The organism is uncultured Sunxiuqinia sp. (assembly GCF_963974515.1).
Lineage (GTDB): Bacteria > Bacteroidota > Bacteroidia > Bacteroidales > Prolixibacteraceae > Sunxiuqinia.
Window position 1 is genome coordinate 1 of the sequence record NZ_CAXBDD010000077.1, and the last position, 18,057, is coordinate 18,057.

The 18,057-nt window shown below is 43.0% G+C and carries 12 protein-coding genes; all 12 read left to right on the top strand.

Annotation, left to right across the window (positions count from 1 at the left end):
• Positions 1-264 precede the first annotated feature (264 nt).
• Positions 265-1,476 (top strand): ROK family protein, encoded by a 1,212-nt coding sequence (locus AAC033_RS14305; protein ID WP_339739284.1) that lies wholly within the window; start codon positions 265-267, stop codon positions 1,474-1,476.
• A gap of 359 nt (positions 1,477-1,835) precedes the next feature.
• Positions 1,836-4,946, top strand: coding sequence for a TonB-dependent receptor (locus tag AAC033_RS14310; protein ID WP_339739286.1), 3,111 nt, complete (start codon positions 1,836-1,838; stop codon positions 4,944-4,946).
• An 18-nt stretch (positions 4,947-4,964) separates the two neighbouring features.
• Positions 4,965-6,599, top strand: a complete 1,635-nt coding sequence (locus tag AAC033_RS14315) for a RagB/SusD family nutrient uptake outer membrane protein (protein WP_339739288.1) — start codon at positions 4,965-4,967, stop codon at positions 6,597-6,599.
• Between the two features lie 11 nt (positions 6,600-6,610).
• Positions 6,611-8,287: a DUF5018 domain-containing protein gene (locus tag AAC033_RS14320; RefSeq protein ID WP_339739290.1), complete on the top strand. Its 1,677-nt coding sequence runs from the start codon at positions 6,611-6,613 to the stop codon at positions 8,285-8,287.
• A 60-nt stretch (positions 8,288-8,347) separates the two neighbouring features.
• Positions 8,348-9,727, top strand: coding sequence for an alpha amylase family protein (locus AAC033_RS14325; protein WP_339739292.1), 1,380 nt, complete (start codon positions 8,348-8,350; stop codon positions 9,725-9,727).
• Between the two features lie 35 nt (positions 9,728-9,762).
• Positions 9,763-11,136, top strand: a complete 1,374-nt coding sequence (locus tag AAC033_RS14330; protein ID WP_339739294.1) for an alpha amylase family protein — start codon at positions 9,763-9,765, stop codon at positions 11,134-11,136.
• Between the two features lie 29 nt (positions 11,137-11,165).
• A complete protein-coding gene (locus tag AAC033_RS14335) occupies positions 11,166-12,605 on the top strand; it encodes a calcineurin-like phosphoesterase family protein (protein ID WP_339739296.1) in 1,440 nt (479 codons plus the stop codon).
• An 11-nt stretch (positions 12,606-12,616) separates the two neighbouring features.
• A complete protein-coding gene (locus AAC033_RS14340) occupies positions 12,617-14,035 on the top strand; it encodes a DUF5009 domain-containing protein (RefSeq protein WP_339739298.1) in 1,419 nt (472 codons plus the stop codon).
• A gap of 65 nt (positions 14,036-14,100) precedes the next feature.
• A complete protein-coding gene (locus AAC033_RS14345; RefSeq protein WP_339739300.1) occupies positions 14,101-15,933 on the top strand; it encodes a sodium:solute symporter family protein in 1,833 nt (610 codons plus the stop codon).
• Entirely contained in the window at positions 15,920-16,633 is a 714-nt protein-coding gene (locus tag AAC033_RS14350; RefSeq protein WP_339739302.1) for a GDSL-type esterase/lipase family protein, read from the top strand. Before AAC033_RS14345 ends, AAC033_RS14350 begins: the two co-directional genes overlap by 14 nt.
• A gap of 37 nt (positions 16,634-16,670) precedes the next feature.
• Positions 16,671-17,606 (top strand): DUF4434 domain-containing protein, encoded by a 936-nt coding sequence (locus AAC033_RS14355; RefSeq protein WP_339739304.1) that lies wholly within the window; start codon positions 16,671-16,673, stop codon positions 17,604-17,606.
• Positions 17,607-17,617: 11 nt separating this feature from the next.
• The coding region (locus AAC033_RS14360) for an AGE family epimerase/isomerase (protein ID WP_339739306.1) at positions 17,618-18,057 on the top strand (440 nt) is incomplete at its 3' end.

The following is an 18,057-nucleotide window of genomic DNA, read 5'->3' on the forward strand; positions in this document are numbered from 1 at the left end:
CCCAAAAACCAGTACGAAATCTGGAGTTCTTGCAGAATCTCAGTTTGATTTAATTGTTCCCTCCTGAATTTTGATAGTGCCTTGATTATTGCTTTGGAGGGGCTGTGCCATTGTAATTCCATGTCTTCTACCATTCGGTCGTACTCGGACTGAAAAAACAACTAAAATCATCCAGATAAAAATATTTGAAAAAAGCTTTTGTGTTAATAAAAATATTTACAAACTTGCATGCGGTAAATAAAAATAATTCTAATTGGGATACAGGTGGAGATATTTTTGAAAAACATAGAAGATGTTAATAATGAGAACCGACAATATGCTCAAAAGAGAAAGATTGTTGGGTTGCTCAATAAATCCGAGAAGCCGCTAACCATTCCCGGTATCTGTAAAAAGGTGAAGTTGAGCGTTCCTACCGGCACAAAGCTCATAAATGAGCTGATTGATGATAAAGTCATTGTTGAGTCTGGGAAAAAAGAAACCAACAATGGACGACGCCCTTCCTTGTACAAAGTTGATCCGGATTTTGCCTATTGTATAGGTGTTGTAGTTTTACTAAAAGGCATTTCATTTTCGGTGTATAACCTGGATATGCAAAAGGTTTTCGAGTTTCAAGAAGAGAATTTTGTTCTTGAGAACACCCCTGGTTGTTTGGATCGTGTCGTCGCTTTTATTCAGAAAGCCATTTCCACGTCGGGTATTAATGCCAGCCGGGTTTTAGGAATGGGAATGGGAATCACTGGACGAGTGAATTCAAAGACAGGATATTCGCATAATTACTTCAATTTTTTGGAAGGGTCGTTAATCGATTTCTTTTCCGCAAAATTTTCATTTCCGGTACATATTGACAATGATACACACGTGTTGGGTTTAGCGGAACAGTATTTCGGCAAAGCAAAGGATATAAAGAACGCATTTGTATTGAATTTGAGTCGTGGGATGGGTTTAGCTATAATCGCAAATGGAGAATTGGTTGTTGGAGAACAGGGATTTTCCGGTGAGTTTGGACACATCCAATTCGCGGAGTCAGATAGGCTTTGTTTGTGTGGGAAGCGAGGTTGCCTTGGAACTGAAGTTTCAGGGTACGCGCTGGAGCAAAATTTTCAGCAACAAGTTGAAGCCGGCGAAATATCTTTGTTGCTCACAGGTCGTGAATCCAGTCAGATTAAGTATGTAGATATATTAAAAGCGGCTTCAGGTGGAGATTCGCTCTCGATTTCGTTAACCCATAATTTAGGTTTTAAACTAGGAAAGGCTTTGGGAAATATGATCAATCTACTCAATCCCGGAGTAATAATTATAGGCGGAGAGTTTGTATCAGCAAAAGACATTCTGATAGATTCAATAAAGTCGGGGATGACCCACACCGGCCTTCAACTACCTCTTCGTTCATGTAAACTAATATTTTCCTCGATCGGAGCGGACGCTGCGTCAAAAGGAGCTGCGGCGATCGTCCTTCGTTCTTTGCAACTCATATAACTTAATTAAGAAGTACTAACAACTAAACTAAAACAATATGAAATAATGAAAACGAGATGACAACAAAAAAATGCCTGCCACGAGGCTTGGGGGCACAAGGACAGGCAAGAGTAAATTAGTACACGACAAATTTACTTCAATATCAAAATTTTACAGATTTCGTTTAAAGCGAATTTTCAATTTGCTATAAACTTGTACTCAACTACTGCATTTTATTGGAAAATATGGAAATATCATACCATTAGATATTCGTCACATCAGTTTTTCAATATCATGCTTCTTGTAAAGATATGGCAGATATCTTAAAAAATTACTTAAAAAGTTAAATCATTTTTAACTGTCAATTAATGTTAATCCACATGATGAAAAAAAAATCTAACCTATTAGGTTATACGCTGACTCTGTTTTTTCTATTGTTCATACAATATGCCTCGGCTCAAGTTATCATTAAGGGGAGTGTGTCGGAGGGAAATGGAGATCCATTGATTGGAGCTTCCGTTACAATTAAAGGCGAATTGAGTGGAACAACCACCGACGTCGATGGAAATTACTCCCTGTCGGTGGCTGATAATAATGCCATTCTGGTTTTTTCGTTTATTGGTTACGAAACCAAAGAAGAGCCAATAGCCAACCGTACGCGAATCAACGTAGTTCTTTCTGAAAAAAATGAAGGACTCGATGAGATCGTGGTTGTCGGTTACGGTACCCAGAAACGACAGACTGTAACAGGCGCTGTCTCACAGATTTCGGGTGATGAACTCTTGAAAAAACCGGTTGGGAATATCAATAATATGCTGGGTGGCTTGATTTCCGGCGTAGTTTCATTACAGCAATCAGGCCAACCCGGATCAGATGGTGCTAGCATTATCATACGGGGTACCGGGGCTAAATATATTGTTGATGGTATTGAGCGTAGTATTTCGGAAATTGATCCCAACGAGATCGCTTCTATTTCCGTATTGAAGGACGCTTCGTCCGCTTCGGTTTATGGACTTGATGCCAATGCAGTGGTTATTGTAACCACCAAACGTGGGAAAACTGGACCTTCTAAAATTTCATTTTCAGGCTCTTATGGTGTTAGTTCCAACGCCACCATGTTGGATATGTTGGATGGCCCTGAATATGCATATTGGTACAATAAAGCTCGTGAGATGGATGGAGATGCTCCTGTGTTTTCGTCTACTCATGTGGAAAAAATGCTCAATGATGATCCAACTGATGGTTGGGGAAATACCGATTGGTATGAGGAAACATTCGGGTTGGGAAGAACAATGAATGTGAACGTGAATGCCACAGGTGGTACCGATAAAATTAAATACTTTGTATCATTAGGGAATTACAAACAAAAAGGTAACGTTGAGGGATTCGATTATGATCGTCTGAACCTCCGATCAAATATTGATGCGGTTATTGCTGACAACCTGGATTTGACTTTTGATATTTCCGGGAGAATAGAAGATCGTAAACGTCCTGGATATTCAGCATCGCCGGGAGATTGGAATAATATTCCCCAGCAAGCGATGAGAGCACACCCATATGTGCCAATGGAAAAGGATGGGGCACCTGTTTCTACAAGAACGGCAAGCTCGTATGTTAACCCGCTGGCTGCTTCTGATTTAACCGGTTACAGTAAGGTTAAAAGTAGTATTATTCAAACGAACCTGGCTTTAAGGTACCGGGTGCCTTTCGTCGAAGGACTTAGCCTCAAATTTATGTCAGGATATGATATTTCCTACCAAACATCCAAGGCTTTTTCAACTCCTTATTACACCTACGTTGCGACGGCTCCTACAGCAACAACCGGAGATATTGGTTATTCCTATACGTATGATGCCCGTGGAACGACCACAAGCCTGGTGGAAGGATTGTCTCATTATTCACGATTAACAACCAACTCAAGCATTTCCTACGAGAATCAGTTTGGAGAGCATAGTCTTTCTCTGCTTGCCTTAATGGAAACTATTAACCGAGATGGTAATTTGTTTGGTGCCTATGGTTATGGGTTTGACATTTTAGAGCTCGATGAATTGAATTATGCTACCATGGACGATAAAACCAAAGTTTCAGGGAGTAGTTCGGAGCAAAGGCAAGCTGGTTATTTAGGCCGGGTAACCTATGATTATGCCCAAAAGTATCTAGCCGAATTTTCCTTGCGGTATGATGGTAGCTATGTTTTTGGAGGAATGGTCAAAGGTAAGCGTTGGAGTCCATTTCCCGCAGGTTCTCTGGGATGGCGTGTTTCAGAAGAAGGATGGTTTAAGGACCGGTTTAGCTATGTTGATAATCTTAAGTTGAGGGCGAGTCTTGGTTTGACAGGGACAACCGAGATCAGTCCGTATTACTACCTGAACACCTTATCATTCTTGAATGATCCTGCTGTCATCCTGGGGGGAACATCACAAAGTGGGTTGATTACATCCAAGCCAGCGAATATCGATCTGACCTGGGCAAAGGCGCTACAATACAACCTTGGATTTGATGCGATGCTATGGAAAGGGAAATTGGGAGTCGAGTTTGACGTATTCTACAAGTATATTTACGATATGTTGAGTTCAGCCAGCGCTACTTATCCTGATTCATATGGTGGATATGTTTACGGCTATGAGAATAATAACAAACAAGATCACAAAGGTTTTGAATTCTCTTTGACACACCGAAATCAGGTAGGTGATTTCCGATACAGCTTCGGGTTGAATGGAACCTATACTGAGCGTCGGTGGCTGCGTTTTGGGGACTCCGAAAATACACCTGACTGGCTAAAACTTACAGGTAAGGAAGTCGGATCACAAATTGGGTTTATTGCTCTCGGCTTGTTTCAAAGTCAGGAAGAGATTGATAACTCACCAACGATTGTAGGCAAGGCAGTACGCGTTGGTGACATAAAGTACATGGACCGCAACGGAGACGGTGTGATTTCTTATGAGCAGGATCGTGGCTACATCGGTAAATCAGCTTACCCTAAATTTGTTGGAGGTTTGACGTTCAGTGGAGCTTGGAAAGGAATCGACCTGTCGGCACTCATTCAGGGTGGTTTAGGCCGTGAAGTGGCATTGACTGGGGTGTATAGTGGAGGTGTAATGGATAATACATCCATGACAAAACCCTTTTATCACGGGGGGAATTCACCGAAGTATCTCGTTGAAAATTCATGGAGAGAAGATAATCCTGATGGTGAATTTCCTCGGCTTGCACTTGTTACGGCAAGTTCAAATAATGCTTATTCGTCAAGTTTCTGGTATCGCAATGGAGATTACCTGAGACTTAAAAGCTTGCAGTTAGGTTATACGTTTCCCCAGCGATGGACTCAAGGTATTGGAATGGATAATCTTCGGGTTTATGCTGAAGGCCAGAATCTTTTCACAGTTAGTCAACTGTCCAAATACAATATCGACCCGGAACAACCTGGAGTTTCGAACGGCTACTATCCGCAACAACGCGTTATTTCTATGGGTCTTAAACTGATATTTTAAAAATAAACAATTGTTGTTATGAATAAAATATTTAAAATAGTCTTATTACTCGGGATTGTCAGTTTACTCGGATGTGATGATTTACTCGAAACAACTCCGACAGACAGAATCTCTGATAAAGTCGTATGGGAAAATGCAGAAAATGTAACCCTGTACATCAACGGCTTTTACCCTTATATTGATCGTTATGGAAATTTTGGAAATTCTCAATTCAGTGGGAGTTTAACCGAAGGCTTGACGGAGACGCTAAAATACGGGTCCTATGTTCCCGGATCAAAAGCGGGAGATGCGAATAACTATGTATTTACTCCGGAAGTGATGTCTTCCACCGGTAACCTTTTAAATACTTGGGGAACGACCTATGAACGGATCCGGCGGGTCAATGAATTCCTTGTTGGATTGGAAACCTACTCCAAACTCGATGAAGAGGAGAACAAACTTTTTGAAGGACAGGCTCGCTTTTTCCGTGCCTTCCTTTATTTCCAATTAGCCAAACGACACGGGGGAGTCATTCTTTATACCGATATGAACCTGGAGAAAAATAAAAACCGTTCTTCAGCCGAAGAGACCTGGAACCTGATAGCAGATGATTTGGATTTTGCAGCAGAAACCTTACCAGTTGTTTGGTCTGAAGATAACGCCGGAAGAGTAACTAAGGGAGCTGCTTTAGCGATGAAATCCCGCGCAATGCTTTATGCTGAGCGCTGGCAAGCTGCCAAAGATGCGGCTGATGCCGTTCTGGAACTGGATACCTACGCTTTGGTTGACAATTACGAGGATGCGTGGAAAGGTGGCAGCTCAGAATCCATTTTGGAATACAATTACCTGATCACAGGGCCGAATCATACCTTCGATAAAGATTACTCAACGTTTGGTGAGATTGAAAACCAAGGAGGTAGCGGCGTGCCGACTCAGGAGATGGTAGAGTCATACGAGAGTAAAGACGGAACAGTTGTTGATTGGACTCCCTGGCATGTTGAGGGCGGCACCACAGTAACTCCTCCATATGATCAACTGGATCCCCGTTTTCATGCAACAGTGATTTACAATGGTTCAGACTGGATGGGAAAAACCATGGAAAATAGCGTTGACGGAACCAATGGAAAATACATGGGATACCGGGAAGATACCTACACAAAAGGCCGCACGGTTACAGGTTATTACCTTCGAAAGTTCAGAGATGAAGCGCATACCGACCTGGTCACCTATTTGAGTACGCAAACCTGGGTTGAAATTCGCCTGGCAGAGGTTTATCTGAATCGTGCTGAAGCAAATTATCGTCTGGGGAATACTGGTCCAGCCCTTGCTGATATCAATGCAGTGCGTACACGTGCCGGAGTTGGATTACCAGCACTTAGCGGAATCACTGGGGATGATCTGTTTGCCGCCATCCGTAAGGAACGCAAAATCGAATTAGCTTACGAAGGTCACTTGTACTGGGATATGCGTCGGTGGAAACTTGCTGATGACGAGTATAATAACTATCGCGTGCACGGCTTGAGAATATCAAAAGATGCTGCCGGATATTTGTACGAGTATGTTGACTGCGATTTGCAGGATCGTAAGTTTTTGAATAAGACCTACGTATTTCCAATTCCCTACAGTGAGTTGGCAAATAATTCGGCGATCGAACAGTATGATGAATGGAAATAAAACATAGAATTATGAGAAATAATAAGTTTATAGCGATCATGTTGGTTCTGCTCACATTTTTGGGCGGTTGCCACGAACCAGATGAATTATTGCCTTCTGTTTCAAGGGATGGTATAAACAGCATCACGGCTACTTTTGAAGACGGTACTGGACAATTTACGGGCTATTTGTCAGAAGACAATGATGAGATTGTTATCCCAATTCCTTATTTCTTTCCAGAGAGTAGTGATAACCAAGTAACGGAAGAAATGCTGAAACGGATGCGTGTAACGGCTAATTTGGACGATAATGTTGTGGTTAGTCCGGCACTATTATACCTGGACTTGACTCAGGAAAATACGATCACGATTACGGATCAGGTGAAGGCGCAAAGGCAGATCATTGTCAAAGGCGAAATTCGTAAAAGTTCGGAAAGCCTGATTAAAGACTTTTCACTTCCTTCGCTGGGCCTTTCAGGGGTGATCAACGAAGCTGCCAAAACGATTTCATTGGTAGCGATTGGTGATTTAGAACCTGCTATGGGCAATGTGACGTTATCTTATCATGCATCAATTTCACCTGATCCGAGAACAACAGAATTGGACTACAATAGCGATGTGGAGCTAACTGTAACTGCGCATGATGGTGTTACGCAAAATGTGTACACTGTGAAAAAAGAAGTGCCAGAGAAATTGGCTTATGGTATCCGCACCGGAAGTGCTAAGTTGATGTTTGCGAAAAAACTGAAAGCAGACCTTGGAATCACGGTGGATCACTTAACCGGTGGAATAGCGGCTACTGGCGATCACGTTGTGTTGAATACACGTAATGCCAGCAGCGTTTATATTGATGCGAAGACGGGGGAAAAATTAGGTGAAATTGACTTGGGGGCGATCACAGGGTCATTAACCAACTTCTATAGTACGGCAGATGTTGATGGTAATGTTTTGATTTGCAACCTGGCTCCAAACGCGGGGTCATTCAAGATGTGGAAACTGACATCTTTAACTTCTACTCCGGAGCTGATGATTGAATGGGATGGAGGCGTGCCCATCGGCCGCAAATTCTCTATTCAGGGAAGTATTGACGGTGACGCAATTATTACCGCACCGATACTTGCTGCCGGACAACAAATTGCCCGTTGGACAGTCGTTGGTGGTGTCTTGAACTCACAAACACCTGAAATTGTATCCATGAGCGGTCTGACAAAAGGATGGACCACCAATGCTGATGTGGTTTCAACTTCAAACACGGATTTAACGGCTGATTATTTTGTGGCTTCATACTCTGACAATACTTTCGCATGGGTAGATGGTGCAAGTAACACAGTCAGCAAGTCTCTTGAACCCATAAGCGCAAACTATATTCAGAATGCTGTGGATTATACGATGTTCAATAATGCCGGCTATGCGGTACTCAACTGGGTAAACAGCTTCTCTTGGGGATCATCAGACGCTGTTTGGTTGTTGGATGTAAGCAATGATGCCAACTTCTCAGGCAATCTGGAAACAGGAACTTGCGATGCTGTTGTTTGGGAAGCTGAACGCAATGTCTATGGCGGTAAGTCAATTGATCCACCGGTAGTAAATGCTAATGGGACAGGCGATGTTGCATTGCGTGTATCGGAAGATGGTTATTATATGTACCTCTATTTCATGTTTACCAATGGTTATGTGGTAGGATACCAATTTGACTGCATTGATATGTGATTTTATTAATCAGATACTGGCATCATAAAATTGGTGCCAGTATCTATATTCTCAATATTTATGAATAGTAAACTGAATCGATTTTTGTTCCTGACCATGATGTATTTGGCATTTGCCGGAACGTTGGTTTCGTGTGGCGGTCAAGAAGACGATGAATTGGAGTGGGAATGGGAAGAAGAAAAGGATAATTCAGAAAAATCCCGGGTAATCTGGGTGGATGCTGCCGCCAACTTTCCCGATTTCGCCAATAGTAAGGAGAATATTGTGCGTGACTTGACTTTGGCTAAAGAAGCGGGTTTCACCGACGTGGTCGTTGATGTGAGACCAACCACCGGAGATGTATTGTTTCAAACTGACGTTGTTGAACAAGTGCAATGGTTGGGCGCGTGGCTGCCTTCAGGATACACTAAAATTGAACGAACAGCTACTTGGGATTATTTGCAGGCATTTATTGATGCCGGCCATCGTCTGGGCCTGAAAGTCTATGCAGGAGTCAACACCTTCTCGGGAGGTAATACCACCAGTACAGGTTCTGAGGGGATGCTTTTCAGAGAGTCAGACAAAAAGGCATGGGCTACTCAATTGCTGACAGAATCAGGAATTGTAAGTACCTTGGATTTGGGAGGCAGCGGTGCAAAATTCTTTAATCCGGCGAATGAAGAAGTCCAGGACTACCTTTGCAATATGCTGGAAGATCTAGCTGCCTATCAGGATTTAGACGGTATTATCCTTGATCGTGGACGCTTTGATGGATTCGATAGCGACTTTTCCGATTACACCAAGAAAAAGTTTGAAGACTTTTTGGGTTATTCTGTGCAGAATTTTCCTGCTGATGTCATGGAGTATTCAATGACAAGCGGGGGACTTCCATCAAGTTTGCCAACATATTTTAAACAGTGGCTTGAATTCCGGGTTAAGGTCATTCACGATTTTATGGAAAAGGCTCAAATTAGGGTGAAATCGGTCAATCCTGATATCGACTTTGGAGTGTATGTCGGAGGCTGGTATTCTTCATATTATGGTGTTGGGGTCAACTGGGCCAGCCCGAATTACAACACGGCATCAGACTACCCGAAATGGGCTACGGCCACATACAAAAATTATGGCTATGCTGATCACATGGATATCATCCTCATAGGGGCTTATGCCGCGCCAACAAGAGTCTTTGGAACCACCGAATGGACCATTCAAGGATTTTGCTCCCGTGCAGCAGACAAGATAAAAGATGAGGCTATTGTCATTGGGGGGCCTGATGTAGGAAATGGCGATTGGGCAACCAGTAGCAATGAGGTGACTAATCAGGCCATTGTCCAATCTGTGGATGCAGCCATGAATTCCTGTGATGGATATTTTCTGTTTGATATGATTCACCTGAAACAAAAAGATCAGTGGAAGTACGTCAAACAAGGAATAGACGCGGTAATCGGCGAGGGAAAGTAAAACAGCATTTAAGTATTTTTTTTAATTGAGACAAAATGAGAAATTCAATTGTGTTCGGACTGCTGTGTTCAGTCATCATATTTTCTGCATGTAGTCAGAAAACTCTTAAATCAGAAGTAGGAAATTCAGTCGATAAACCGGCATTGATGTGGTTCGATGCCGAAGCAAACTTTGAACGTTTCAGTTATCCTGATTCCATCGATTTTTACTTGGAGAAGATTAAAGAAATAGGCTTTACCGACGCTGTTGTGGATATCCGGCCGATTACTGGAGAAGTACTCTATAAAAGCGATTACGCCCCTCAAATGACTGAGTGGGATGGCTTTGAACGTCCGGATTTTGATTACCTGGGTCATTTTATTAAAAAGGCTCACGAACTCGGATTGAAAGTACATGCTTCGATGAACACCTTTGTGGGTGGTCACAATTTTTTCGATCGCGGACAAACATACATGAACCATCCAGAGTGGGCTACCATGGTTTATACTCCGGATGAGGGTATCGTGAATATCATGACCCAAAAGAAAAAATATTCAGCCATGATCAACCCGATTAATCCTGATTTTCAGAAGCATATTTTGAATGTTTTTACAGAGGTAACGGAAAAATATCCTGAACTGGATGGAATTATTCTGGACCGCGTACGCTACGATGGCATCATGGCTGACTTCTCAGAGTTCTCAAAACAGAAATTCGAAGAATACCTGGGAGAAGAGGTTAAAGAATTTCCCACTGATATTTATGAGTGGAAAAAAGATGAAAATGGGAAAAGTAATTATGTGCGTGGTCAGTATTTTGAAAAGTGGATCGAATGGCGTGCCAAAAACGTCCACGACTTTATGGCCCTGGCTGCCCGAACAGTAAAAGAGATCAACCCAAATATTTCGTTCGGGACCTACACTGGGGCCTGGTATCCCTCTTATTTTGAAGTGGGTGTAAACTGGGCCAGTAATCAGTACGATCCTGCTCAGGATTTTGACTGGGCCAGCGCTAATTATAAAAACTACGGCTATGCCGAAGTACTAGATCTGTTCACCGTTGGAAACTACTATACCAATGTGACCATGGAAGAGTATCTGAAAAACAACAACCTGGTAAGGAATGAAACCGATAGTAAAGCCGCTCGCGGTACCTGGTATTGCGTGGAAGGTTCCTGCGAAAAAATCAAAGGTATTTTAAATGGTCGTCCATTTTATGGCGGTATCCTGGTGGATCAATTTTACGAGAATCGTCACCAGCTTTCACGCTCCATAGCCATGAATTTCCAGGCTTCCGATGGTTTAATGGTTTTTGACATTGTCCACATCATCCGCGAAAACATGTGGAAAGAAGTGGAGGCTGGTTTCCAAATGGCAGCTGATCCGGATTACTTCAAGAAAGAGGAGAACAAGATATATCTCAAAAACTGATATCTGACTGAGATCTCAATCATACGACCATGAGACTAAATATTGGATTAACTCTTTTGCTGCTTGGTCTGGCGTTTGGATCGCTGGCTGACAAATCGGGAGATCTGGTACGTTACAAAGGAAAGGTAACGTGCGAAGGGAAAGGCGTTGCCGGAGTTGTGGTAACGGATGGTCTCTCTGTTTGCGTTACCGACAAAATGGGAAAGTACGCACTGGCGGGAAGTTCAACGAGTGATTTTGTATATATCTCGTCTCCAGCGGGCTATCAAGTGCCGGTGCAGAATTCGGTTCCCCAATTTTTCCATCGCGTTTGCGAAGAAAAGACAAATTCAATTGATTTTCAGCTCGTGAAACAGCCCTTTGACGATACCAACCACGGATTTGTGGTGTGGGCCGATCCACAAGTAAAAAGCAATGAAGAAGCTTGGCAAGCGAGGCAAGTTGCGGAAGAATTGAGCCTGTGGCTGGAGCGATACGATGATATTCCCTTTCATGGGCAGGGCTGCGGCGATATTGTAGGAGATAATCCTGCACTTTATGATAGTATAAAAAATATGCTTGCACCGCTCAATATCCCTTTTTATCAAGCTATCGGCAATCATGACTTGTCCTATAACGGAAGATCAAACGAAGCTTCAAGCGATGTTTATGAATCTCATTTCGGTCCAGCTTACTATTCCTTTAACCGCGGTGATATCCATTATGTGGTTTTAAACGATGTTTTTTATATCGGCAGGGATTATTTCTATATCGGGTATTTGCAGGAACGGCAGCTGGCTTGGCTTGAGCAGGATTTAGCACAGGTTGACCGGGGATCTACCGTGGTAGTTACAACGCACATTCCAACGGCTTTGAGCGAACAGGATATCGATCAGTTTGCCTATTCCACCATTTCTCAGTCGCTTGCAAATAAACATGCATTGTATCAACTACTGGAGCCTTATCAAACACATATTATTTCCGGACACATGCATGTGTCCAATAACGTGCTCATATCACCAACCCTGTTTGAGCACAACATTTCCTCTGTTTGCGGGGCTTGGTGGCAAGGGCCATATGCCGAAGATGGAACGCCCAAAGGTTATGCCGTTTTTGAAGCCAGGGGATCGGATCTCATTTGGTACTTTAAAAGTTTCGGCTACGATAAGGACTATCAGTTTCGTGCCTATGGTGTTGGCAGTAACCCTGAACAGCCTGAATATTTGACCGTCAATGTTTGGAACTGGGATCCGAGATGGAAAGTTTATTGGTATGAGAACGGCAAACGGATGGGAGAAATGGAGCGTTATAGCGGCGTTGATCCCGAGACAGCCAATGTTTATTCCGACAAGCAAAAGCTCAACTACAAATGGATAACAGCCCGAAAATCAAATCATATGTTTCGCGCCAAGCCCGAGATCGCCACTTCAGAATTTGCGATCGAGGTTATTGACCGCTTCGGCAAAAACTACAAACTAGACCTGGACTAACAAACCACTGAATGAAAAGAGCTTTATCGTTGGATGTGTTGCGTGGACTTTCGATTTTTGGGATGGTGCTTTCTGGTACGATTCCCTTTGGAGGGGCTCTGCCGTCATGGATGTATCATGCCCAGTGTCCCCCGCCATCGCATGCTTTCAATCCTCAGGTGGCAGGAATAACCTGGGTTGACCTGGTTTTACCGGTGTTTATTTTTTGTATGGGAGCAGCGATTCCTTTGGCTTTAACAAAAAAGCTGGAGAATGGCGAAGGGGATTTGAACCTTGCTAAATCCATGGTCAGCCGCTTTTTTTTCCTGGTGTTTTTTGCAATTTACATCGCGCATATTTTACCTCATGCCATTGGAGAAGGCCTGCTTTCGTTTGACCTGTTGGGACAACAAATCCAGGGGTACGACTTGCAATGGTTGACGTTAATTGGTTTTGCCCTGATGTTTCCCATGTTCCGTATGATTAAAGATCAGAAGCGAAAGCGAATCTGGCGGGTAATCGGCTGGGGGGGAGCTCTGGGTTTACTGCTTGTTTTCAGGTTGGTTTATGGGCAGGAATTTTCCTTACATCGGAGTAATATCATTATTCTGTTGTTGGCCAACGTGTATTTGCTGGGAGCAATCGGGTGGTACTTTACCCGCCACAGTTGGCTGGCTCGTTTCGCTTTGTTTGTATTTTGGGGAGTTGTTCAGCTGTGTTGTAAGTATACTGGTTTTGATGCTGTCATTGACGGTTTTCAACCAACATCCTGGTTTTTCCTTTTCCGAATGAGTCATTATATGTTGCTGATCATTCCTGCAACCGTGGTCGGAGATCTGTTGGTTGATCGTTTGAAATCATCAGCAGACAATCAAAAACACAGCGGAACATCCCACTGGAAACACTTGTTTTTTGTTGGTGTGCTTTTGTTAGTTGTGTGGCTGACCACCGCTCTGTATCAGCGTTGGATGGTGGCTGTTTTCACAGTTACTCCGATTGCGGTTGGCGGGCTGTATTTGTTGGTAAAGAAACATCTTCCGCAATATATGGTGCTGTTTACCATCGCGGCATATTTGATCGTGATTGGTTTAATCCTGGAACCGGTGGAAGGTGGCATTAAGAAAGACCATGCCACGGCATCCTATATGTTATTAACTTCTGGAATGGCTTTGTGTCTGTTGCTATTTTTCGATTATGTAGTTGATCATTGGAAGGAGTCGGGTTTGGTAAAGTTACTGGCAGGTGCCGGGTGTAACCCATTGATGGCCTATGTCGTGACAACTTGGTTTATGTTTCCCTTTCTGCATGTCACTTTTTTATTCGGGATTTATGAGTTGTTGTATCCATTTGGCTTTCCTTGGGTAGGCTTTTACCGGGCTTTTGCATTGGTTATAGGAGCCATGAGCCTGGTTTATTGGATGGCTAAAAAGAAAATTATCTGGCGGGTTTGAGATGGAGTTGGAAAATGATGAGACTGCCCCTGCCGGGATCTAAGAATCACTAATGATAAAAAAAAATGAAATTTGAACTAATTGACATCTCGATCATTATCAGTTACCTTATTTTAAGCATTTTTATTGGGTTTTGGATTTCAAAAAGAGCCAATAAGAATCTTCAGAGCTACTTTTTGGGAGGCAACCAGTTAAAATGGTATTTTTTGGGGCTTTCCAATGGGTCGGGGATGTTTGATATTTCCGGGACAGCGTGGACGGTGACCATCTTTTTTGTGTACGGCGTAAAGAGCGTTTGGATTCCCTGGCTCTGGCCGGTATGGAACCAGGTTTTTATCATGGTGTTTATGGCCATCTGGCTGCGTCGTTCGAATGTGATGACCGGGGCCGAGTGGATCACAACGCGTTTTGGAAATGATCGGGGAGGAAAGCTTTCGCACATCATTGTGGTGGTTTTTGCGATTATTAGCGCCATTGGATTTATTGCCTATTTCTTCGTTGGTATCGGAAAATTTGCAGTGACGATTTTTCCTTGGGATTTGTCGTTCAGTATTGGATCGATACACCTGATCTCCGAGTATGTTTATGCGATCATTTTACTTTCTCTTACCACACTCTATGTGATCAAAGGTGGTATGTACAGCGTAGTCGCTACCGAAGTCATGCAGTTTTTTGTCATGACCATTGCCTGTGTCGCTGTAGCTTGGTTTGCTATGGACAAAGTGACGCCTGAGCAAATTAACGCGGCCGTTCCGGATGGCTGGTTCGATATTATGCCTTCATGGAGAATCGGGCTCGATTGGTCCGGCATTTTCGATCAGGTGAACGACAAAATTGCCGAAGATGGTTTTGGCATGCTAGGAGCCTTGGTGATGATGATGTTTTTCAAAGGAATTTTCTCCAGCCTTGCCGGGCCTGTGCCAGGGTACGACATGCAGCGGGTACTTTCAACTCAAACACCTCGCGACGCAGCGAAAATGAGTGGTCTGACTTCTTTGGTGCTTTATCCACCACGTTATTTGATGGTCGCAGGGTTGGGGGTGCTTGGATTGACAATGGTCGCTCCTATGATGAAAGCGAGTGGAGGCGAGCTGGATTTTGAGAAGATTCTACCCTATGTTATCAATAACCTGCTGCCTGTTGGTTTAAAAGGGTTGATTCTGGCTGGCCTGCTGGCCGCGTTTATGTCAACCTTTTCGGCTTTTGTCAATTCTGCTCCGGCTTATATCGTTAACGATTTATACAAGAAGTATATCAATCCGAATGCTTCCAATCAGAAGTACATTCGAATCAGTTACCTGGCCTCGATTGGTATTGTGGTGCTTGGTATGATTTTCGGTGTTTTCTCGGCTTCCATCAATTCACTCACCTTATGGATTACCTCATCGCTATATGGTGGATATGTGGCTGCCAACGTGCTGAAATGGATTTGGTGGCGATTTAATGGCTATGGGTATTTCTGGGGTATGGTTGCCGGCCTGCTGGCATCAACCATCAAGTTTTCTTTTTTCCCTGATACGCCAGATATTTATTTGTTTCCACTCATTCTGCTGATGGCTTCAGCTGGCAGTTTCTTGGGGTGTCTTCTGACCAAGCCTGTGGACGATCAGACGCTGATTGAATTTTATAAGAATGTCCGGCCCTGGGGATGGTGGGGGCCGGTGCATCGAAGAGCGCTCGCGATTTATCCAAATCTGACAAAAAATAAAGACCTGGCACGGGACAGTTTTAATGTCGGGGTTGGCATTGTTTGGCAGATGACTTTGATCGTTGCTCCTATTTATTTAGTAATCAGGAATTACAATGGGTTGATGGTCTCATTGGCATTATTTGTAGTAACCTCATTGGTATTGAAATTTAATTGGTTAGATAAAATTAAAGATTATGAAAAACTTTAAAAATAAGAGGTGCTTGGTTCAAAGTGCTTATTTGATGATTTTGGTTGGTGTTATGTGGGCGGGTAATCTGCCTGCGCAAAACACTTTGCCGTATGACACTTCATACACATTTGCCCATTACAAAGTGAGGCGGGCCTTTTATGAAGGTCTTCCCAATGGTAAAAATGAGATTGTATTTTTGGGTAACAGCATTACCGAAAACGGAGATTGGAATGAACTCTTCAAAAATAAGAATATCGTTAACCGCGGAATTGGTGGTGATGTATGTTTTGGCTTGCTTAATCGACTGGATGAAGTGGTGGCTTCGCAACCCAAAAGCATTTTCCTGATGATTGGAATTAATGATATCGGACGAAGTGTACCGGTGGATGTGATTGCCGCTAAAGTTCAGGAAATCATACAACGGATTCATCTAAAATCACCCAAAACCAAACTGTATTTGCAAAGTGTATTGCCCATCAATGAAGCGGTGATTTGGTATGATTACATGAAAAATAAATCGGAGGGAATTGTCTTGCTGAATGAGCAGCTTAAGACAGTGGCTGAGAATGAAAACATCGGCTACCTGGATTTGTACTCCCGTTTTGCCGATGAAAACGGTCAACTGCTTCCAGGGTATACCGCTGACGGAATTCATTTGAGTGCCGAAGGCTATCTGCGATGGCGAGAGGTTTTTAAAGAAGAAGGCATTAAATTGTAAGAAAATAAAGATTATTAAAGACATAAAGGACATAAGAATGAAGATTAAAGGAACTTTTTTGGATGAAATCAGTCACGATATTCCACACCAGAATTGGGGACGCAAGGAATGGGACCAGGATTTTGCCTACATGAAGCTGATCGGCATCAACTCAGTCATATTAATCCGCAGTGGATACCGAAAATGGCTCACTTATCCTTCAGAAATATTAATGGAGCGGGAGAATGCTTATTACCCGTCAGTTGACTTAGTGCAAATGTTTTTAGAACTAAGTGATAAGCATAGAATGGATTTCTATTTTGGTTTATACGATTCCGGACGATATTGGGTAAATGGTGACTTTCAGGGAGAACTGGATCTAAACAAGGCATTGATCGAAGAGGTATGGGAAAAGTACGGGCAAATGCCAGCTTTCAAAGGATGGTATATTTCGCAGGAATGTAGTCGTAAAACCGGCTCAATCATTAAGATGTATGCTGGGCTTGGGGAACATTGCAAAGCTGTTTCAGGGCAGCTGACAACACTAATCTCGCCGTATATCGACGGAGTTAAAAATATTAGCCAGTATAAACCTGAAACGAGCCGCACTCTCGGAGTGAGCCTTAAGCGCCATGAAGAAGACTGGAATGAGATTTTTGATGGTATAAAGAATGCCGTAGATATTGTCGCATTTCAGGATGGACATATTGATTTTGATGAGTTGGATGATTTCCTGCAAATCAATAAGCAAATGGCAGATAAGTATGGCATTCGCAGCTGGACCAATTCTGAAACGTTTGACCGCGATATGCCCATTAAGTTTTTACCCATCAAGTGGGAAAAACTGCTGATGAAGTTGAAAGCTGCCGAGCGTGCGGGAATGGAACAGGCCATCACTTTTGAGTTTTCTCATTTCATGAGCCCACAGTCAGCTTACCTACAGGCCGGACATTTATATAACAGGTACAAAGACTACCTGAATCAATTGAAGTAGATGCTAAAGCAATGGAAAGAATTGATTTTAACATTTTAGCTCAGGAATATCAAAAGGAACTGCTTGAAAATGTTGTTCCTTTTTGGCTGAACTGTTCACAAGACAACGAGTTTGGCGGGTTTTTTACCTGCCTCGACCGTGAAGGAAGCGTGTTTGATACCGATAAGTTTATCTGGTTGCAGGGACGTGAAGTTTGGCTATTTTCTATGCTTTACAACCAGGTTGAACAAAAACAAGAATGGTTGGATGCAGCAATCCAGGGGGCCGAGTTTCTCAAAAAATACGGCCATGACGGCAACCTGAATTGGTATTTTTCCCTGACCCAGGATGGAAAGCCGCTGGTTGAACCATACAATATTTTCTCGTACACCTTTGCGAGTATGGCTTTTGGTCAGTTAAGCAAAGCTACCGGAAACGACGAATATGCAGCAATAGCCAAAAAAACCTTCGA